The 17,366-nt window shown below is 43.2% G+C and carries 11 protein-coding genes and 2 pseudogenes; 8 read left to right on the top strand and 5 right to left on the bottom strand.

What is annotated here, in order from left to right; genetic code table 11:
- Positions 1 to 62: 62 nt before the first annotated feature.
- Together QMK20_RS26365 and QMK20_RS26360 are read right to left on the bottom strand one after the other, a co-directional pair.
- The gene (locus QMK20_RS26365; RefSeq protein ID WP_283653957.1) at positions 63 to 881 is read right to left on the bottom strand and encodes an SDR family oxidoreductase; all 819 of its coding nucleotides are present in this window, start codon (positions 879 to 881) and stop codon (positions 63 to 65) included.
- 82 nt (positions 882 to 963) lie between these two features.
- The gene (locus QMK20_RS26360; protein ID WP_283653956.1) at positions 964 to 1,506 is read right to left on the bottom strand and encodes a PadR family transcriptional regulator; all 543 of its coding nucleotides are present in this window, start codon (positions 1,504 to 1,506) and stop codon (positions 964 to 966) included.
- 461 nt (positions 1,507 to 1,967) lie between these two features.
- Between QMK20_RS26360 and QMK20_RS26355 the strand changes: the two genes are divergently transcribed.
- Complete coding sequence (locus QMK20_RS26355) at positions 1,968 to 3,467, top strand: malate:quinone oxidoreductase (protein WP_283653955.1); 1,500 nt, start codon at positions 1,968 to 1,970, stop codon at positions 3,465 to 3,467.
- Positions 3,468 to 3,757: 290 nt separating this feature from the next.
- The gene (locus QMK20_RS26350) at positions 3,758 to 7,609 is read left to right on the top strand and encodes a glycosyl hydrolase 53 family protein (RefSeq protein ID WP_283653954.1); all 3,852 of its coding nucleotides are present in this window, start codon (positions 3,758 to 3,760) and stop codon (positions 7,607 to 7,609) included.
- Between the two features lie 224 nt (positions 7,610 to 7,833).
- Here the strand turns inward: QMK20_RS26350 and QMK20_RS26345 are convergent, their stop codons facing one another.
- Complete coding sequence (locus tag QMK20_RS26345; RefSeq protein ID WP_283653953.1) at positions 7,834 to 9,099, bottom strand: peptidase M56; 1,266 nt, start codon at positions 9,097 to 9,099, stop codon at positions 7,834 to 7,836.
- A gap of 165 nt (positions 9,100 to 9,264) precedes the next feature.
- Between QMK20_RS26345 and QMK20_RS26340 the strand changes: the two are divergent.
- From QMK20_RS26340 to QMK20_RS26325, 4 genes and pseudogenes are all read left to right on the top strand, one after another.
- Positions 9,265 to 9,765: pseudogene (locus tag QMK20_RS26340) on the top strand (amidohydrolase family protein); the annotation flags it as partial.
- Between the two features lie 72 nt (positions 9,766 to 9,837).
- Positions 9,838 to 10,248: a VOC family protein gene (locus tag QMK20_RS26335; protein WP_283653951.1), complete on the top strand. Its 411-nt coding sequence runs from the start codon at positions 9,838 to 9,840 to the stop codon at positions 10,246 to 10,248.
- A gap of 238 nt (positions 10,249 to 10,486) precedes the next feature.
- On the top strand, positions 10,487 to 12,073 hold the full coding sequence (locus QMK20_RS26330) for a hypothetical protein (protein WP_283653950.1): 1,587 nt from the start codon (positions 10,487 to 10,489) through the stop codon (positions 12,071 to 12,073).
- 398 nt (positions 12,074 to 12,471) lie between these two features.
- Complete coding sequence (locus QMK20_RS26325) at positions 12,472 to 13,365, top strand: SMI1/KNR4 family protein (RefSeq protein ID WP_283653949.1); 894 nt, start codon at positions 12,472 to 12,474, stop codon at positions 13,363 to 13,365.
- Between the two features lie 258 nt (positions 13,366 to 13,623).
- On the opposite strand, the gene QMK20_RS26320 is transcribed toward QMK20_RS26325, so the two are convergent.
- Entirely contained in the window at positions 13,624 to 14,070 is a 447-nt protein-coding gene (locus QMK20_RS26320; protein WP_283653948.1) for a GNAT family N-acetyltransferase, read from the bottom strand.
- Between the two features lie 286 nt (positions 14,071 to 14,356).
- On the bottom strand, positions 14,357 to 14,938 hold the full coding sequence (locus tag QMK20_RS26315) for a TetR/AcrR family transcriptional regulator (RefSeq protein WP_283653947.1): 582 nt from the start codon (positions 14,936 to 14,938) through the stop codon (positions 14,357 to 14,359).
- 372 nt (positions 14,939 to 15,310) lie between these two features.
- On the opposite strand from QMK20_RS26315, the gene QMK20_RS26310 reads away from it, so the two are divergent.
- Both QMK20_RS26310 and QMK20_RS26305 read left to right on the top strand, forming a co-directional pair.
- Positions 15,311 to 16,372 carry an LLM class flavin-dependent oxidoreductase gene (locus tag QMK20_RS26310; protein WP_283653946.1) on the top strand — a complete coding sequence of 354 codons (1,062 nt, stop codon included), beginning with the start codon at positions 15,311 to 15,313 and terminating at the stop codon, positions 16,370 to 16,372.
- A 22-nt stretch (positions 16,373 to 16,394) separates the two neighbouring features.
- Positions 16,395 to 17,331, top strand: a pseudogene (locus tag QMK20_RS26305) (alpha/beta hydrolase).
- Positions 17,332 to 17,366 lie beyond the last annotated feature (35 nt).

Here is a 17,366-nt window from a genome sequence, read left to right as displayed (position 1 = left end):
GCCACGCTGATCTGGTTCTATTTTTTTATACTATATGAACGATGATTTCAAATTTTCTCTTTTCAAGAAAAATGCTGAGCTATATTTGCTAGATACTCTTCTTCATCCGTATTTTCTTTCATATGAATGAGCATCTTTGCATCTTCTCCAACTACATATCGGAATTGATTTGTACCGTCTGTGGCCGCTTGATATATTGTTTCGGCAACAATATCTGGAGGCGAAGCGTATGCTGGGTGTTTTTCCATTTCACCCAATTTACCCAGAAATGCAGTAGTAAACGGCTTATAGTCCGTTAATGCATCATTAAAAAAGAACTCCATCGATCTTCCACCAAAGTCCGTATTAATAGCACCTGGTTCAATCAACTTTACTTTGATGTTTTGTGATGCTAATTCATAAGATACGGATTCAGAAAAACCTTCTACCGCGAATTTAGATGAATGATACAGAGACATCGTAGGAAAGGTCACTTTCCCTCCCATAGAAGAGATATTGATCAGCAAACCTTCTTGATTAGATCTAAAATGTGGCAACATAGCTTTAGTCATACGGATAAGACCAAAAACGTTCACTTCAAACTGTCTTCTAATCTGCTCATCCGTAGCTACTTCTATAAGACCCATTGTTCCATATCCAGCATTATTGAGAAGAACGTCAATTTTATCAAACCGTTGAATCGCTTCCGCTAACGCAGATTGAATAGTATCTTCTTTCTCAACATCAAGCCTTAGCACCAACACATTATCTAGTGTAATGAATTCAGTTTCTTGTTCAGGTGAACGCATCGTGGCTACTACGTTCCATCCTCTTTCAGCAAAATGTTTTACCGTAGCTCTCCCAATGCCCGATGAAGCACCCGTAATAAAAATTGTTTTCATTAACAATTCCTCCTAAAAGTTTTGTGAGCGTTACATCTTCAACATGTTTGTACAAAACTTACTTCGTAAGCATTTGAATTCACTAAATTCTGCTCTTCTCTTGCACTAACTGCTCCATGCTTAACAATCCCTGGGCAATGGTTGTGAGTTTAGCTTTATATTCTTCTATCCCAATTTGGATGCAGATGATCTGTGCTGGATGCATTTCATCTTTATAAAGCGAATATTGCTCAAATAATTGATCTAACTTTTTTTGTGATTCCTCTTGTACTTGCTTCAACCAAATAATCACCTTGTCATACCCAACAAATTCACCGAAATAAAGCCTCATCATAAAATCAGATTTCTTAATACTGTCTCCCTCTAGTGGCGCTTGTAAATAGGCGTTAAAACAATCTCGTCCTTTAGCCGTTATATTTAAAACATTCTTGTTAGGCTTACCTTCCTGGAGCACAAATTCCTTAGTTATCAATTCCTCCTTCTCCATTCGAGTAAGTGTGGGATAAATCGTTCCATAACTTGAACTATAGAAATTAGAGAATACATCCTCCAATAACTGTTTTATTTCGTATCCAGTCAACGATTCTTTCATAAGCATGCCTAAAATAACATCCTGACTGTTCAAAATAGGACCTCCTTGCAATTTAGGAATATTTGTATATCACGATTACAATATATCAGTTAGATATATGCTGCGTCAATATATAAAGTTTATTATTGCATGTAGATAACAAGAAGAAGCCGCATCTTTAGTCTATTTTATGCTTATTTGTTCAATAATTTCGAGAAAGTGAAGTGGAGAACGATACCACAAGTAACGGCCAATCCAAGCCATAACCCTTGCAAAAAGCTGAGTTAAGGCCTAGATTTTATATTCTTGGAGCCCTGTGGACAACTTATCACTTTTTTTTCCATATTCAAATGGTTTATAATTATCAGATAATAGTCGATATAATTTTTAATAGACTATATTTTAGTTATAATAGAGATAGAAAAGGTATGTTCCTGAGTGGAGCCTTGCTTCTTGTATCACCTAAGCAGGAGGGCCTGCTCTTTTTTGCAAAATAAGAGATAAGGAAGGTTTTTATGAGTAGCATACAGAAAAAAACAGACGTTATCTTAATTGGTGCCGGAGTCATGAGTGCGACTCTGGGATCATTGCTGAAAGAGTTAGCACCGGAATGGGAAATTAAAGTGTTTGAGAAACTCGCAAACGCAGGAGAAGAAAGCTCTAACGAATGGAATAATGCGGGTACGGGTCATGCTGCACTGTGTGAGCTGAACTATACATCCGAAAAAGCTGACGGATCTATAGATATTAGTAAAGCTGTAAACATTAATGAGCAGTTTCAGCTCTCAAGACAGTTTTGGTCTTTTCTTGTAGACAGCAATTTGATTCGTAATCCGCAGGACTTTATCAAGCCAATACCTCATATGAGTTTGGTAATAGGGGAACAAGACGTATCTTTTTTGAATAAGCGATTTAAAGCGCTATCAAACGTCCCTCTGTTCCAAGGAATGGAATTTTCTGATGACCCTGAAAAGCTGAAGGAATGGATTCCGCTGATCATGGAAGGTCGTACATCGAATGAACCGATCGCGGCAACCAAAATCGACTCCGGAACAGATGTCAACTTTGGTGCTTTAACACGCATGTTGTTTGACCATTTACAAAGTAAAAACGTCGAGATCAAATACAAGCATAGTATTAAGAATATTAAACGTACGAGCGACGGCTCGTGGGAAGTCAAAGTGCATAATCTTGAAAGCGGTAAAATCGAATACCATACTGCCAAATTTATCTTTATCGGTGGTGGTGGCGGAAGTCTGCCTTTACTACAAAGAACCGGTATTCCTGAGTCCAAACATATCGGAGGATTTCCGGTAAGTGGACTGTTTATGGTATGTAACAATCCTAAAGTTGTCGAGCAGCATCATGCAAAAGTATACGGTAAAGCTAAGCTTGGTGCTCCTCCCATGTCTGTTCCGCATCTGGATACAAGATACATTGGCAACAAAAAAGCACTGTTGTTTGGACCGTTTGCCGGCTTCTCACCAAAGTTTTTGAAAACGGGTTCAAATTTGGATTTGATCTGTTCTGTCAAACCCAATAACCTCTTCACGATGTTGGCGGCAGGTGCAAAAGAGATGGCATTGACCAAATACCTGATCCAGCAAGTGATGTTATCGAATGAAAAGCGTCTGGAAGAATTACGCGAGTTTATTCCGAACGCCAAAGTCGAGGACTGGGAGATCGTGATAGCGGGCCAACGTGTGCAGGTGATCAAAGATACAGAGGCTGGTAAAGGAACCCTTCAATTTGGTACGGAAGTGGTTAGTGCCGCTGATGGCTCGGTAGCTGCATTGCTCGGTGCTTCTCCGGGTGCTTCTACTGCTGTTAACGTTATGCTGGAAGTATTAGAAAGATGTTTCCCACAACATATGAAAGAGTGGGAACCGAAGATAAAAGAAATGATTCCTTCTTATGGTGTGTCACTAGCAGAAAACCCGGAGCTTTTCCAAGAAATTCATGATTCTACAACGCAGACGCTTGGTCTGGGCGAAAAGGAACCGATCCATGGTTAATTTTTGGATGTAGAACCTAGCCCCAGGCTCAACTCACTTGAGAGAATTACCTTTTTTGATAAAATGCACATTAATCTTACGATATGTATTAAAATCGCATAAACAACAACGTCAAGCGGTGGGGAATATTCCCCACCGCTAAAATGCTTGCATAAGAATACAAAATGTTGCAATCCTCCCATGTTTCCGATCATAGGTGTCTGATATAGTGATCACAGTAATTATGTAAGCGCTTCACATAAAACGGAATCGTTTATGGGTATTCGGGGTTGAAGAAAGGGGACAGAGAGATGAGAAGAAAGAGACAGGCATGGTTGTTGCTGGTGGTGGCGATTATGTTCAGTTCGTGGCCGATGCGGCTGACACCAGCGGCGGCGGCCGCATCGGCTGGTGTTTCGGCAGTCGTAAACGGGGGATTCGAGACGGACTTCTGGAGTGATCAATCGTGGCAGGTGGAAGCATCGGATTGGAATCAGATGGATATTCAGCATTATGCCTATGCCAGTGATCCTTTTATTACGCCGTCTGAAGATACGTATGCACTCAAGTATTGGATCAACGACGCGGCGCCGACGGACCAGCAGGTCACGGTCAGCCAGAAGCTTTCGACGCTGCAGCCAGGCAGTTATGAGCTGTCGGTGCAATCGATGGGCGGCGCCGATGCCGAAGCGGGACATGTACAGGTATTCGCAGGTACCGATCAGAGCGGTGAGGTGGCAACGTCAGGCTATAACCAATGGGGAAGCGTGACCTTGAAATTCGTGCTGACCGAGCAGACTTCCGATCTGGTCATTGGGGCGAGGATCAGCGGCGCTGCGGCTGCGTGGGGCTATCTGGACCGCTTTACCTTAAAGCAGGCCAGCACGGATACGACCCACCCGGTGGCAGCGGATATTTTCGTGAAGAAGGTCGAAGGATTGAAGTCTGATTTTATCAAAGGTGTCGATATATCCAGCATTCTTTCTCTGGAGCAGAGTGGAGTACGCTTCTATAACGAGCAAGGCACAGAGCAGGATATATTCCAGACGCTGAAGGAATCCGGCGTAAACTATGTCCGGGTGCGTGTGTGGAATAACCCGTATGATGTGAAAGGTAACGGCTATGGCGGCGGGAACAACGATCTGGCCAAAGCGATCGAAATCGGCAAGCGGGCGACCAACAACGGGCTGAAGCTGCTGGTGGATTTCCACTATTCCGATTTCTGGGCCGATCCGGGCAAGCAGCATGTGCCGAAGGCCTGGCAGAATCTGAGCTTTGCTGACAAGGAACAGGCGGTGTACGACTATACCCGGGACAGCCTGCAGCAGCTGCTCGATCAGGGTATAGATGTGGGGATGGTGCAGGTCGGCAATGAGACGAACCAGTCGTTTATCGGGGAGAAAGATTGGACGAAGATTAGTGCTTTATTTAATAAGGGAAGCCAGGCGGTGCGTGCCGTGGATCCGAATATTCTCGTGGCACTGCATTTTACCAATCCGGAGACGCCGGGCCGCTATGCTTCCTATGCGAAGGCGCTGTCAGACAACCGCGTGGACTATGATGTCTTTGCCAGCTCGTATTATCCGTTCTGGCACGGTTCACTGAGCAATCTCACAGCAGTACTGAAGCAGGTAGCAGATACGTATGGTAAAAAAGTGATGGTGGCGGAAACGTCCTATGCGTATACATCTGAAGATGGCGATGGGCATGAGAATACCGCCCCGAGAAGCTCGGGACAGACGCTGGACTATCCGATCAGTGCTCAGGGGCAGGCCACGTCGGTCCGTAATGTCATTGAAGCGGTGTCCAATGTAGGCGATGCAGGCATTGGTGTATTTTATTGGGAGCCAGCCTGGCTGCCGGTAGGACCAAGAGCCGATGTCGAGCAGAACAAGCAGCTGTGGGAACAATATGGTTCCGGCTGGGCGGCGAGCTATGCTGCGGAATATGACCCTGACGATGCGGGCAAATGGTATGGCGGCAGCGCGGTAGACAACCAGGCGTTGTTTGATTTTACGGGTCATCCACTTCCTTCGCTGAATGTGTTTAACTACGTCAACACTGGAGCAGTTGCTGCGATCAAAGTGGATGCAGTCCAAGCGGTCACGTTAACGGCCAATGCGGGCGATAACATTTCGCTGCCGGATTCGGTCACCGTGATGTATAACGACGGCAGCACCGGAACACTTGCTGTGGAGTGGGATCAGGCGGTCTTAGCGCAAGCGGTGAGCCAGGGGGCGGGCAGTTACGTGATTAACGGGACAGCCAAAGGAGGTTATCCGGCGCAGGCGGTGCTGGAGATTCGTCGGCCGAATCTGCTGGTGAACGGAAGCTTTGAACAGAGCGATCTAAGCATGTGGAAGATTACTTACGGTGCCGAAAGCACACCGCACACTGACTACCAGAACAAAGCCTCTGATGCGAAGTCGGGCCAGTATTCGCTGCATTTCTATTCGGCGGATGCGGTCCATTTCCAGGTGGAACAGGCGGTCTACGGTTTGAAGCCCGGCTACTACGACCTCTCGATGTCGATTCAGGGCGGCGATGCGAAGAACGCGCAAATGAAATTGTTTGCCGCGACCGGCGGTAAGGAGGATAAGGTAGATACTGGTGTAAATGGCTGGGTACAGTGGAATCAGCCGGTCATTCGCGATATACGGGTAACCGACGGCAAGCTGACGGTGGGTGCTTCCATCCAGGCAGACGGCGGGGCGTGGGGATCGCTGGATGATTTCTATCTGACGTTCGTCCGGGATGTAGAGGCAGCACCGGGCAAAGATTCCTCCAAAAATTCGTCTACTGGTGGCGGCAGTATATCTGCCGTACAGAGCGAGAATGTGACAGTCAGTGTGGACGGCGGCAAGAACAGCAGTACTATGCTCTCCAATGTCGTCATTCAGCGGACAACGCTGTCCGACGGGTCGAAAAAAGACCGGGTCAGCTATGGAGCTGCTCAGGCACGGGAGGCATTGAGCAGCGTGAAGGCCGAAGGACGTTCCAGCGTCCGGCTGGTGATGCCTGATTCAAAGGATGAAGTCTCCGAGCTTGAATTCGCTCTGCCAAAGGATACGGCGAAGACGCTGGCGGATGCGGGGGTCGGTCTGGAAGTATACACTAACCATGCCCGTCTGATCCTGTCCCCATCAACGCTCGCTTCGATGGACGGGAACCGTCAGTTTACGCTCAGTCCGGTAAAGAGTGAAGCGGCAATCCAGGCGGTAGCGGAACGGGCAAAACAGAATAGCCTCGTGCAAGAAGCCGCCGGACAGGGTGAAGTTCGCGTTATTGGCCGACCGGTGATGATCGAGACGAATCTGCAGGGGCAGTCGGTAGAAATGGTGCTGCCACTGCCGCAGCAATCGCTGCCGAACTCTGCCGAAGAACGCCAGGCTTTCCTGAGCAATCTGGCTGTGTATGTGGAGCATGGCGACGGCACCAGAGAGCTGGTGCAGCCGACGCTGCTGTGGGACGGTAACCACCCGGCAGGACTCAGTTTTAGTGTAAACAAGTTCAGCACCTTTACGGTACTGCATCTGAACAAGCAGATCGCGAGCATAGGCGGAGAGCAGGAGAGTGAGCGTTCGCAACCGTATATGCAAGGCTATCCGAATGGGACATTCCAGCCGGCGCGTAGGATGACACGGGCGGAGCTGGCAGAGATTCTGTTTCGTCTGGCTGTTGACCGATCGGAGCAGCCGTTGGTGGAATCGTCAGCATCGCAGAATCGCCCTAACTATACGGATGTTGCTGGGCAGAACTGGGCTGCCGAAGCGATTGATACCGTGACAACGGCCGGATGGATGAAGGGATACAGCAGCAGCACTTTCGCACCGGAGCGTCCGATCACTAGAGCAGAGATGGCGACAGTGCTGGCACGCTGGAAGAATCTGAGCGGAGCAGCTTCGGCAACCTTCCCGGATACGACCGGACACTGGGCGAAAGATGATATTGCACGGGTACAGCAAGCCGACTATATGCATGGCATGCCGGACGGCAGCTTCCAGCCGGACCAGACTCTGAGCCGGGCAGAGGCGGTCACTTTGTTCAATCGGGTATGGAAGAGAGAGCCAGTATCCTTCACTAACTCGTCCAGGTGGTCAGATGTCCCGGTCGGACATTGGGCTTTCGGGGACATTGCCGCAGCAACAACCCGGATTCGCTAGGATATACTGGTAAGCCAAACTTATCTGCATTTCCTGCCTGCATGTCTGGATCACATTCGGTCGGTGATTCCCCAAAAGGCCTGGCCTGTCGCAACAAGAGAATCCGTTAAAGAACCTCCTCGAAAATTTATTGAGGAGGTTCTTGATAATTTGGAATAGGAAGAATGGTCCATTTTTTGAATTTCCTGAAAATAGTAATGCCGATCTTCTTGGATAATCCTAATTTATTGGAGGGGTGCAAGTACCAATGTCTTAACCATTTCTTCCTGGTTTTTGTCCAAACCCAAAAAGATGGCGGTATAGTAAATATCGTTCTGCTTCCATAAGTAATAGGTTTGACTTCTGGTGTCCTTCTTGTTTGTTGTGCCGCGTCCATATTCATTGTAGACGTTATTGTTGTCCTCACCAACGGAAATGTCGATGCCGTTCATGTCTAATGTGCGAATTACGGATAGTTTTGCAGCATTAACAATGGGAACTTTGCTCTGATAGAGGGCGAGTTCATCATTTATTTCATATATTTTAGAATTGTATTCTGCATGGTATATATTTTTAATTGAATCCACGTCTGGTCTAAAATCGTAACCCGTGTTTTGATCTCCTGCCTGGAGCAGTATCGAGTCAATAAGCTTAAGTTGGTTATTCGACAGGTCAATTGGGAACTTCACCTTAAAACCCAGAATTTTTTTTGCTTCCAGCAAATCCTTTTCATCATATAGAGGAAACGAATTTCCTTTTCCATCGTAGCTGACATTTTGGATTTGTTGGGGGAATGTAAAGGATAGCAAGAATTTCTCCAGCTCGTCTTGCGAGATATTCGCCCAAAGCTCAGGGTGTCCTTCTCTGGAATGATTTTCGCTATAGTAATTCATTGCATACCAGACTCCCTCATCCTGCCAAACGAAGCTTTTTTCCCTTTCCGGTTGATGATGTTCATAATTTTGAATTTGGGTTACTAATGTGCCTTTGATGCCAGCATATGTAACCTCATCTTGTTTGTAGGAACGGACTTGTGCATTCCCCCAAGCTGCCGGAGCAATACTCCTGACATCCCCCGCCCCCGATCGACTGTATGTTTGGAGTAAATTTCCCTTGGAGGCGAGCAGCTCGAATTTTTTTTCATCCGGTTTTCCAAAGTTTGATACAAAAGTAATGGTAACTTGATTATCGATACGATTGACATATTTCTCAAGCACTTCGACATTTTGAAGTTGATAACCAGGAGGTAGATAATCGGGTACTTTGAACCCAAAACCGGAAAAGTCGTTTGCCCTTGCCAGATTAGGAAACCATTTTGCCCAATCATTAAGACGTTCTACCTTCCATGAAGAAAAAGTTTCCTTCATGGAACCTATGTTTGGATCTACAGCTGATTCGGTGTTCTTACTGATCTTTAATGTAATAGTGAGGATTACGCCACTTAAGACAAGAACCAGAATTATTGCGGCGGCAGATAGTTTATACGAACCTTTTCTGAACTTTACGATCATTGTGATTCTCCACTTCCTTTTCGTTGATGTAGAAGATCTCAATCTTTGTAATGATGGCAGGTAGGTTTATAATATGTATATATAACGAGAAACTAAGCTTCACCTAATGGAATAGAAAGAAATGTGTTCGCTACTACAGCTTATGGATAGCAGAAAGGTGAGTTTATGCGTACAGTATTTGATGCTCATTTGCATATCATTGACCCTCGCTTTCCCTTAGTTGAAAACCAAGGATTTTTGACTAATGCTTTTACCTGCCAAGACTATCTAAATCATGTGCATGATCAATTACCGCATGATACACCAGATGAAGAAATGATACGACTTCATGGCTGTGGTGTGAGAGCTATACGTTTTAACGTCAAGCGAGGCGGTTCAGAAGATATATCTAGTTTAGATTACTTCGCAAGAAGAGTCTATGAGTTAGTAGGCTGGCACTCAGAATTATATATTGATTCTACTTCTTTAACTGAAATTGCATCAACAGTGGCGACACTTCCTGCTGTTTCGATAGACCATTTGGGTATATCAAAAGAAGGATTTAATACTCTTCTATCTTTAGTCAATAAAGGGGTTAGAGTCAAAGCAACGGGCTTTGGTAGGGTTGAACTTGATGTAGAACAAGCTCTCCGTTCCATTATTTCGGTAAACCCAGATGCTTTAATGAAAAAGTTTTATATAAGAATGCGATTAGATGGTATTTGAAATAAAGACTATTGAAGTAATGGAGGTAGATTGATGAACGAACGACAGCATGCCAAAGAAAGCAATACTCAGGCCAGTCCGATCAAGAACAAAGTCGGAAGCATTTTTGTCCCCGTGAAGGATATTGAGAAGTCACGCAGTTGGTATTGTCAGGTTTTAGGGCTGAATGAAGATGACTGCAATATCATGAATGGTCACTTATGCCATCTGCCAATGGAGGGAACCGGAATTATTCTTGATACGATGCCTAAGTGGGGCGGCGACCAACCGGGAGGTGCCCCTTCTATCAAAACTCCGGCCTTTATGCTAATGACAGAAGATCTAAGAAGTGCGCTTGACTATATGAAAAAGATCGGTGTGGAACTCGTAACAGAAATTGAACATGATCATTGGTTCGTTGTGAAAGATCCAGACGGAAACAAGTTGATGATTTGTGGTGAATAGCGAAGATTTCATCCGCGATTGAGCCAAATTCTTCTCTAAGAAAGAGCCGTCCTTTGCGGGATGGCTTTTTGGTTAAAACTTGCCGTTAAAGATAGCGCAGCGAACTGTATCATAAGTAAGTGAGGTTTATTTGGTAAGATTATTAGTAATTATCTATAAAGTTCTTTTATATAAACATTTGGTTCTTAATTATAATAATATTTTCGTTATAAGCATTTAGCCAAAAGGATGAATTAAAATGGATTTTTCTTCTATAATATCGATTGATAAACTTCAAGATGGAGTTATTAAATGGTCTAACAATAAAAATCATTATGACCAATATAATTCAACGATGAAAATCAATGTAGATAAATACTTTGATTATTTATATTCAAATGCACTCTATTTTTCTGGAGAAACTAATGAGCTTTTGTTTCAGATATGTTTTATTGCTGAAAAATATAGTACTTGTAGTCATACATTAGAAATGATTGATCTTCAAGGTGAAATTAATTCGATAGAATCCAAAATGATTAAATCTTTATCTATTCCTGAACATATAAATTGTTCTATGAAAGAAAATTTGTATGCTATTTTAAATAGTCTCTGCAATAAATATAAAACAGAATTAGTAAACTTACTTTCATCTCATTCTAGAGAAGATCTGTTAAAAAGCTTTTATATGAATGCTAGTATTGTGAGTTATATCTCTGCCCAAGCTTATTATTGGAAACCAAATATTAATATAGAAACAAGGACGAATATCAGTTATATCAACTTGATTTCAGAAACATTTTCCACTATACATGAAAAAAACAAAAATATGGTTAATAATTTTTTTGGTAGTGAAAAAAAATCTTTTGAGTATTTAATTCATTTTCTCTTAAATAGTCAAATGAATTTTTCAAAAAGAAATAATGAAACAAGAGAAATAAAAGAAATATTAAAAGTTACTAGATTATTTATTAGTACAGAACAATTACGAAAAAACCTCTCGTATATATACGGAATAGGCGGGACGGTAAAAATAGAGAATAATCAAATATTAGTTGAAGGATCATTAAATGATAAGATTTATAGTTATTTTAATATGAATAATGAAAATATAATCAACATGCAAAGTGAGAAAGTAAGAGAGATTTACAATGAATTTGAGAAAAAAAGAGAGTATTCTCCATTTTTATTAGAAGAGTATTTGTATAACTTTGATGAAGAGTTTTTAGAAACAAGAACTTTAGCAACACTAATTGAAGAAGAGGCTCTAATTGAAGATATATGTTCAAAGACTAAGCAATCTAAACTGGCAATAAATAATATGTTGAAAGATTTATCTTTAAAACCTATTGATGAGAACGATATTTATACTATAACTTTTAGCAATGATAATAGACTTTTCCGTACACCATTAATAAAAATCTCTAATTATTTTTTAATTTCATTCTTTATTCTTATAGAATCTGCAACTTATTTTAGGTATAGAATACTTAAAAATGAATTAGATAACAAATTAGCCAGAAAGACAAAGAATTTGGTGAAGGAAAATTTTGATGAAATAGATATAGAAAAACTAAGAGATAATTTTGAAAAGGGGAGCATTCATTATGAAATTAATTATCAATTAAATCAGCAATTGAAATGTAAGCATTTATTTGAGAACAAAAAAGAAGTTCCTCAAGAAATAGACTGCTATTTTATAAAAGATAAAAAGTTATACATTATGGAATTAAAAAATAAAGACCTTCAGAAAAATTTACATGAAATAAGTAAAAGTATTAAAAATACAAAAAAATATTTAATTAGATTAAAAAAACTTAGAAATAAATCTATCAAAATAAAAAATTAATGGAAGAAGTTCTTGGGGGAGAATTTAATGAAATTCATTTATTTTTGGCTCATAAATTTCCACATTTTTTAGAGGGAACTTATGATAATGAATACGAAGTTAATATATGCTCGTTTAAAGATTTTTTGGAATTTTGCAAAAATAAAATCATTTAATAATCAAATAAGTATTAATAACCTCATTTACACACATTACAGTTAACTGTATCACAAGTAATCTTCAATGGATTGGTTCCTGGCGGTGTAAACATCTGAGTCTCCATATCATATTCATATAGCCATGTGTATTTTATTGTATGATGGATAATAGTAACCCATTGTACGTGTCTGGCAAGCTGGAGAGAGCGGTGCTGGGAATGTTAGAATTAAAAAAAAGGCGAAAAGTAGGAGGCAGAGCTGATGCGGGACAATCTGTTGCCACAGCTGGAAGCGTGGCACGAGGAAGATGAATTCGAAGAAATCGTAAATGCCATTATGGAGTTTCCTGTGGAGGACAGGGATTATGTGTTGGTCAGTCATTTGGGCAGAGCGCTGAACAATCTCGAGCGTTACGAAGAGGCGGTTGAACAGTTCCTATCCATTGAAGAGGAGGGGAAAGGCGATCCGCTGTGGCATTACCGCATAGGTTTTGCCTATTACTACCTAGATCAATATGAGGAGGCCTTGCGCGCATTTGAAACCGCAGATCAGTTAGACCCTGGGGATGAGGATACCTTGGAGTTCCTGGATTTGGCTCGGAGCAAAGTCCTTCAGAAGGTAGTGGAGGTGTCCAATGCCGAGGTTGATACCGTTGTGGATTTCGATTTCACGGACTTTTGGGATGACAGTGAACATGCGTTAGAACAATATGTTATGGATGATCCGCCCACTGATGAGCTAATCGCCTCCTTAGAAGAGGAATTGGTATTCAGGTTGCCGGCCTTCTATATTCATATGATGAAGCTGCATAACGGGGGAGTTCCTCAGAACAGATGCTTCTCTATAGGTGGATCGGTCTCCGGGTCGCAAGAGCATATCAGAATTTTAGGCATTCTGGGAATTGGACGGGAAAAGAGACACTCGCTGTGCGGTGAATCAGGCAGCCGTTTCAGAATTGAGAATGGGGGATATCCTGAAATTGGCGTGGTCATTTGTGATTGCCCTGCCGAGTCTGAGGTGGTCATGCTGGATTACCGTGAATCCGGCAATGACGGCGAACCGGAGGTTGTCTATGTGGATAAAGAGAATAACTACAAGATTACGCAGCTTGCGCCCAATTTCGAGGCCTTTATTCGCGGGCTGGAAAAAGAATAAATGAGGAGTCTGATTCGTTCAGGCTCTTTTTTTTGCCTTGCTATCGTTCCGCTGAACCGCATTCTCGAAAAATTTACAACTCTATAATAACTTTCAATCAGAGATTTGGCAGAAAACGTATTTGTGTGTGCTGAATATCATATCGATGGGATCGATCCGGCAGTCAAAGGAGACGTCTTGTCTTCGAGAAGATCGGGAATGATCATGCGCTCGATTCGAGCCAGTCTCGAGAGACAAGTACGTCAAAGCCTGGCTTTGTTATGATGAAAAGTGAACCCAATCTTTCCCTTGGGCAGCTCCCATCTTTTTAAAGAAAATTTGAGCCCGTTTATTCTCAGTAGAAGTTATCCAGGTCATACTAGCATATCCATGATTTTGTGAATATTTTTGACATTCTAAAAAAAGCTGTGATTCCACTTCCGTATCTCTAAATGGTTCCATTACAAAGAGGTCGTTCATAACTGTAATTTTGTCTGCTTTCATCGTGCTAAATGTAAAGAATAATGTAGCAAAGCCGACTAGCTTTCCATCTTGTTCTGCCACAAATTGTATACCGTTTTGCTGATCAAAAAGGGTTTGAATCAAATTATGAATTTTTTCGACAGGTGGCCTAGGGTTTTGATAAAAACCAACGATGTACTCATACATTAACTCGGTCAAACTGTTTAAATCATCAGGCGCAGCGTTTCTTACTACAAATGACATTAGATATACTCCTTTTTCATTAATTTTGAATTATTATACTATATTAAGTATAAATATTCAAATGGGCGTGTACTGTGAGAATGTGGACAGCGCATCCTAACAACCATTGCCGACGTTCCATGTCGTTGATGGTTGTTTTTACTCCAATAGGTTTATACAGGCCTAGATGGCTTAATCCCTATCAATTATAGGTCGTTTTTAGCCGATAAACCAGTTAAGCTGAACCGTATCATAAATGAATGACCCAATCGTGATTCCCATTCGTTAAAATTGAACTTATTCCGAATTATTTAAGCAATGTAAGTGTCACCTCTATCGTATTATCAATAAATGATCGCTCTGGACGAGACTTCATCATTACGGTTAGTCCAATTAACGATACGATTAGCGCCTGTGATACAGCCTTCGCATCTAGCCCAATCTCAAGTTCACCTGATTGTATACCTCGTTCAATGGTTTCTTGAAATATGACCGATAGGTACATTTGATGTTCCCTTGTAAGAATTTCAAATTTCTCATCATGAGGCGCAAGTTCGACCATTGTATTGATGCAAAAGCATCCTTTTCTAGGATCTCCTGTATATTCCTCATCGACCACACCTTCAAAAAAAGTGCGAAATGCTTCTTTTACAGATGGGTTGCTTTGAAGTCTGGTTCGGACCAGAGAAGCACGGGACATCATGTATTTGCGTAGCGCGACTTCGAACAATTCTTTTTTGCCCCCAAAAGCTGAGTATATACTGGGGCGTTGAATTGCCATTCTGGAAGTTAAATCACTTAATGAGGTAGCCTCATATCCCTTCTCCCAAAATAGTTGCATAGCTGCATCTAATACTTGTTCTTCGTCAAATTCGCGGGTTCGTCCCATAATCAATACCTCTCGTTACTCTTGATTTTATTTTAATTGCTCAATGACTCTGATCATGTGTAATTGTCAGCAGTCTTTTTTTGCGTACCAAATAGTATGTTATTATCTTATAATTAGCCGTTTATATTGTCAAATGAAGGTTAGTTTATCCTAACAAGGGAAGTTGATTTATTGACATTATTCGTTTCTATGAGTTATATTTACTGGGAAAATTATCGTACCGATCAGTATGATATTTTTTGCCGTATTTAAAATCAATGGAGATAGGGGGGCAGCATCAATCTGAGCTACACATCAACCTGCTTGAAAAGAACCGGAATAATAGTTTGAAGCTGCTGACAGAGAAAGCTATTAGTATAGGAGAGATTGATCATGGAAATAGGTATTACTTCGTTTGTAGAAACGAAACCGGACGTTCAGACAGGTGAAGTGATGAGTCACGCACAGCGATTGCGTGAAGTTGTCGAGGAAATTGTCCTTGCTGATCAAGTAGGACTTGATGTGTTTGGCGTAGGTGAGCATCATCGGAAGGATTATTCGGCATCTTCACCAGCAGTTGTGCTGTCTGCGGCTGCATCGCAGACGAAACGGATTCGGCTGACCAGTGCAGTGACGGTGCTTTCTTCAGCTGATCCGGTGCGCGTTTTTCAGGATTTTGCTACGCTGGATGGTATTTCGAATGGACGTGCGGAGATTATGGCTGGCCGGGGCTCCTTTATAGAATCTTTTCCACTGTTTGGCTATGACTTGGACGACTACGATGAGCTGTTTGAAGAACATTTGGCATTGCTCCTTAAAATACGTGAGTCCGAAAAAGTAACCTGGAAGGGTGGGCATCGGCCAGCGATTAACAATTTGGGCGTGTATCCACGGCCCGTTCAGAATCCGTTACCGATATGGGTTGGCAGCGGGGGCAGACAGAATTCTGCTATCCGTGCAGGTCTGTTAGGACTGCCACTGATGCTGGCGATCATTGGTGGAAAACCGACGGATTTTGCACCGCTTGTGCAGCTTTATAAGAAAGCAGCAGCGCACGCTGGTCATGATGAATCGCGGCTTAAGGTTGGATCGCACTCGATAGGATTTGTTGGAGAGAATACTGAACGAGCTGCCGATACATTTTTTCCTTCTACCATGGCAGGTATGAATAGATTGGGTAAGGAGCGGGGCTGGGCACATTATGATCGTTCTAGCTACGATGCCGCGCGCAGTTTTGAAGGTGCACTGTATGTTGGCGATCCCGAGACTGTTGCCCAGAAGATCATTCATCTTCGCAAAAATGTAGGCGTTACACGCTTTATGCTGTATGTTCCGTTAAGCACGATGCCGCATGCCGAGGTGATGAGAGCCATTGAGCAGCTAGGAACAGAGGTAGCACCCCGAGTTCGGGAAGAAATAGCCAAGTGGGAAGCCGAGACAGAAAAAAGATCATAATTCAATTATAGGAGTGATTCAAATGAATTTTGAAAGTCGGGTATTGCCAGAATTAAGGCCGATATTAGCACAATTTCCTGGTTTTCAACTGGAGGAAAATTTAGAACTGAGCAGAAGCTATTTGTCGAGTCCTCCCATTGAGAAGTCGGAGCACGTACATACGACAAGCCGGATGATTCCAAGCGTAGCAGGCGAAATATTGGTCAAAATCTACGAACCTGCCCAGCGCACTAACGCTAAGCTTCCGGCCATGCTGTGGGTTCACGGGGGAGGCTATGTGATGGGGCATCCTGATATGGACGGCTTTGTGCGAACGCTTCGTGCAGGCGGCTAAATGCGTCGTCGTATCGGTCGATTATCGACTTGCTCCCGAGCACCCCTACCCAGCTGCCATCGATGACTGTTATGCCGGCTTGACGTGGATGACGGGCGAAGCTGAGCTGCTGGGCATCGACTTGGATCGGATCGCGATTGCCGGTGCAAGCGGGGGCGGCGGTTTGACCGCAGCGCTTGCTTTAATGGTTCGCGACAAAGGCGGGCCAGCCCTCGTCTTCCAAATGCCGCTGTATCCGATGATCGACGACCGCAATATTACGGCGTCAAGCCATGAAATTACGGCCGATAATGCAACATGGAACCGGACGAACAATTTGGCGGCCTGGAACATGTACTTGGGCGATCGTACCGAAGATAACGAGGTGTCCCCACATGCGGTCCCGTCGAGAGCGGAAAGCTTGGCGGGGCTACCGCCGACCTATACGTGCGTAGGCCAGCTCGATCTGTTCCGAGATGAGACGATCGAATATGTGGCACGTCTTGCTCAAGCGGGTGTAGACGTCGAATTTCATCTGTATCCCGGCACATTCCACAGCTTTGAAGGGATGGTTCCGCAAGCGGAAGTAAGCCAGCGCGCCAGCCAAAGTTATGTGGACGCCATTGCAAGAGCGCTTAATCCTTAAATAATCCAGGGGCTGTCTCCAAAGGTCTGAAACGA

The sequence above is a fragment of the Paenibacillus sp. RC334 genome (assembly GCF_030034735.1).
GTDB classification, from domain to species: domain Bacteria; phylum Bacillota; class Bacilli; order Paenibacillales; family Paenibacillaceae; genus Paenibacillus; species Paenibacillus terrae_A.
This window is presented reverse-complemented; position numbering and strand designations above follow the sequence as displayed.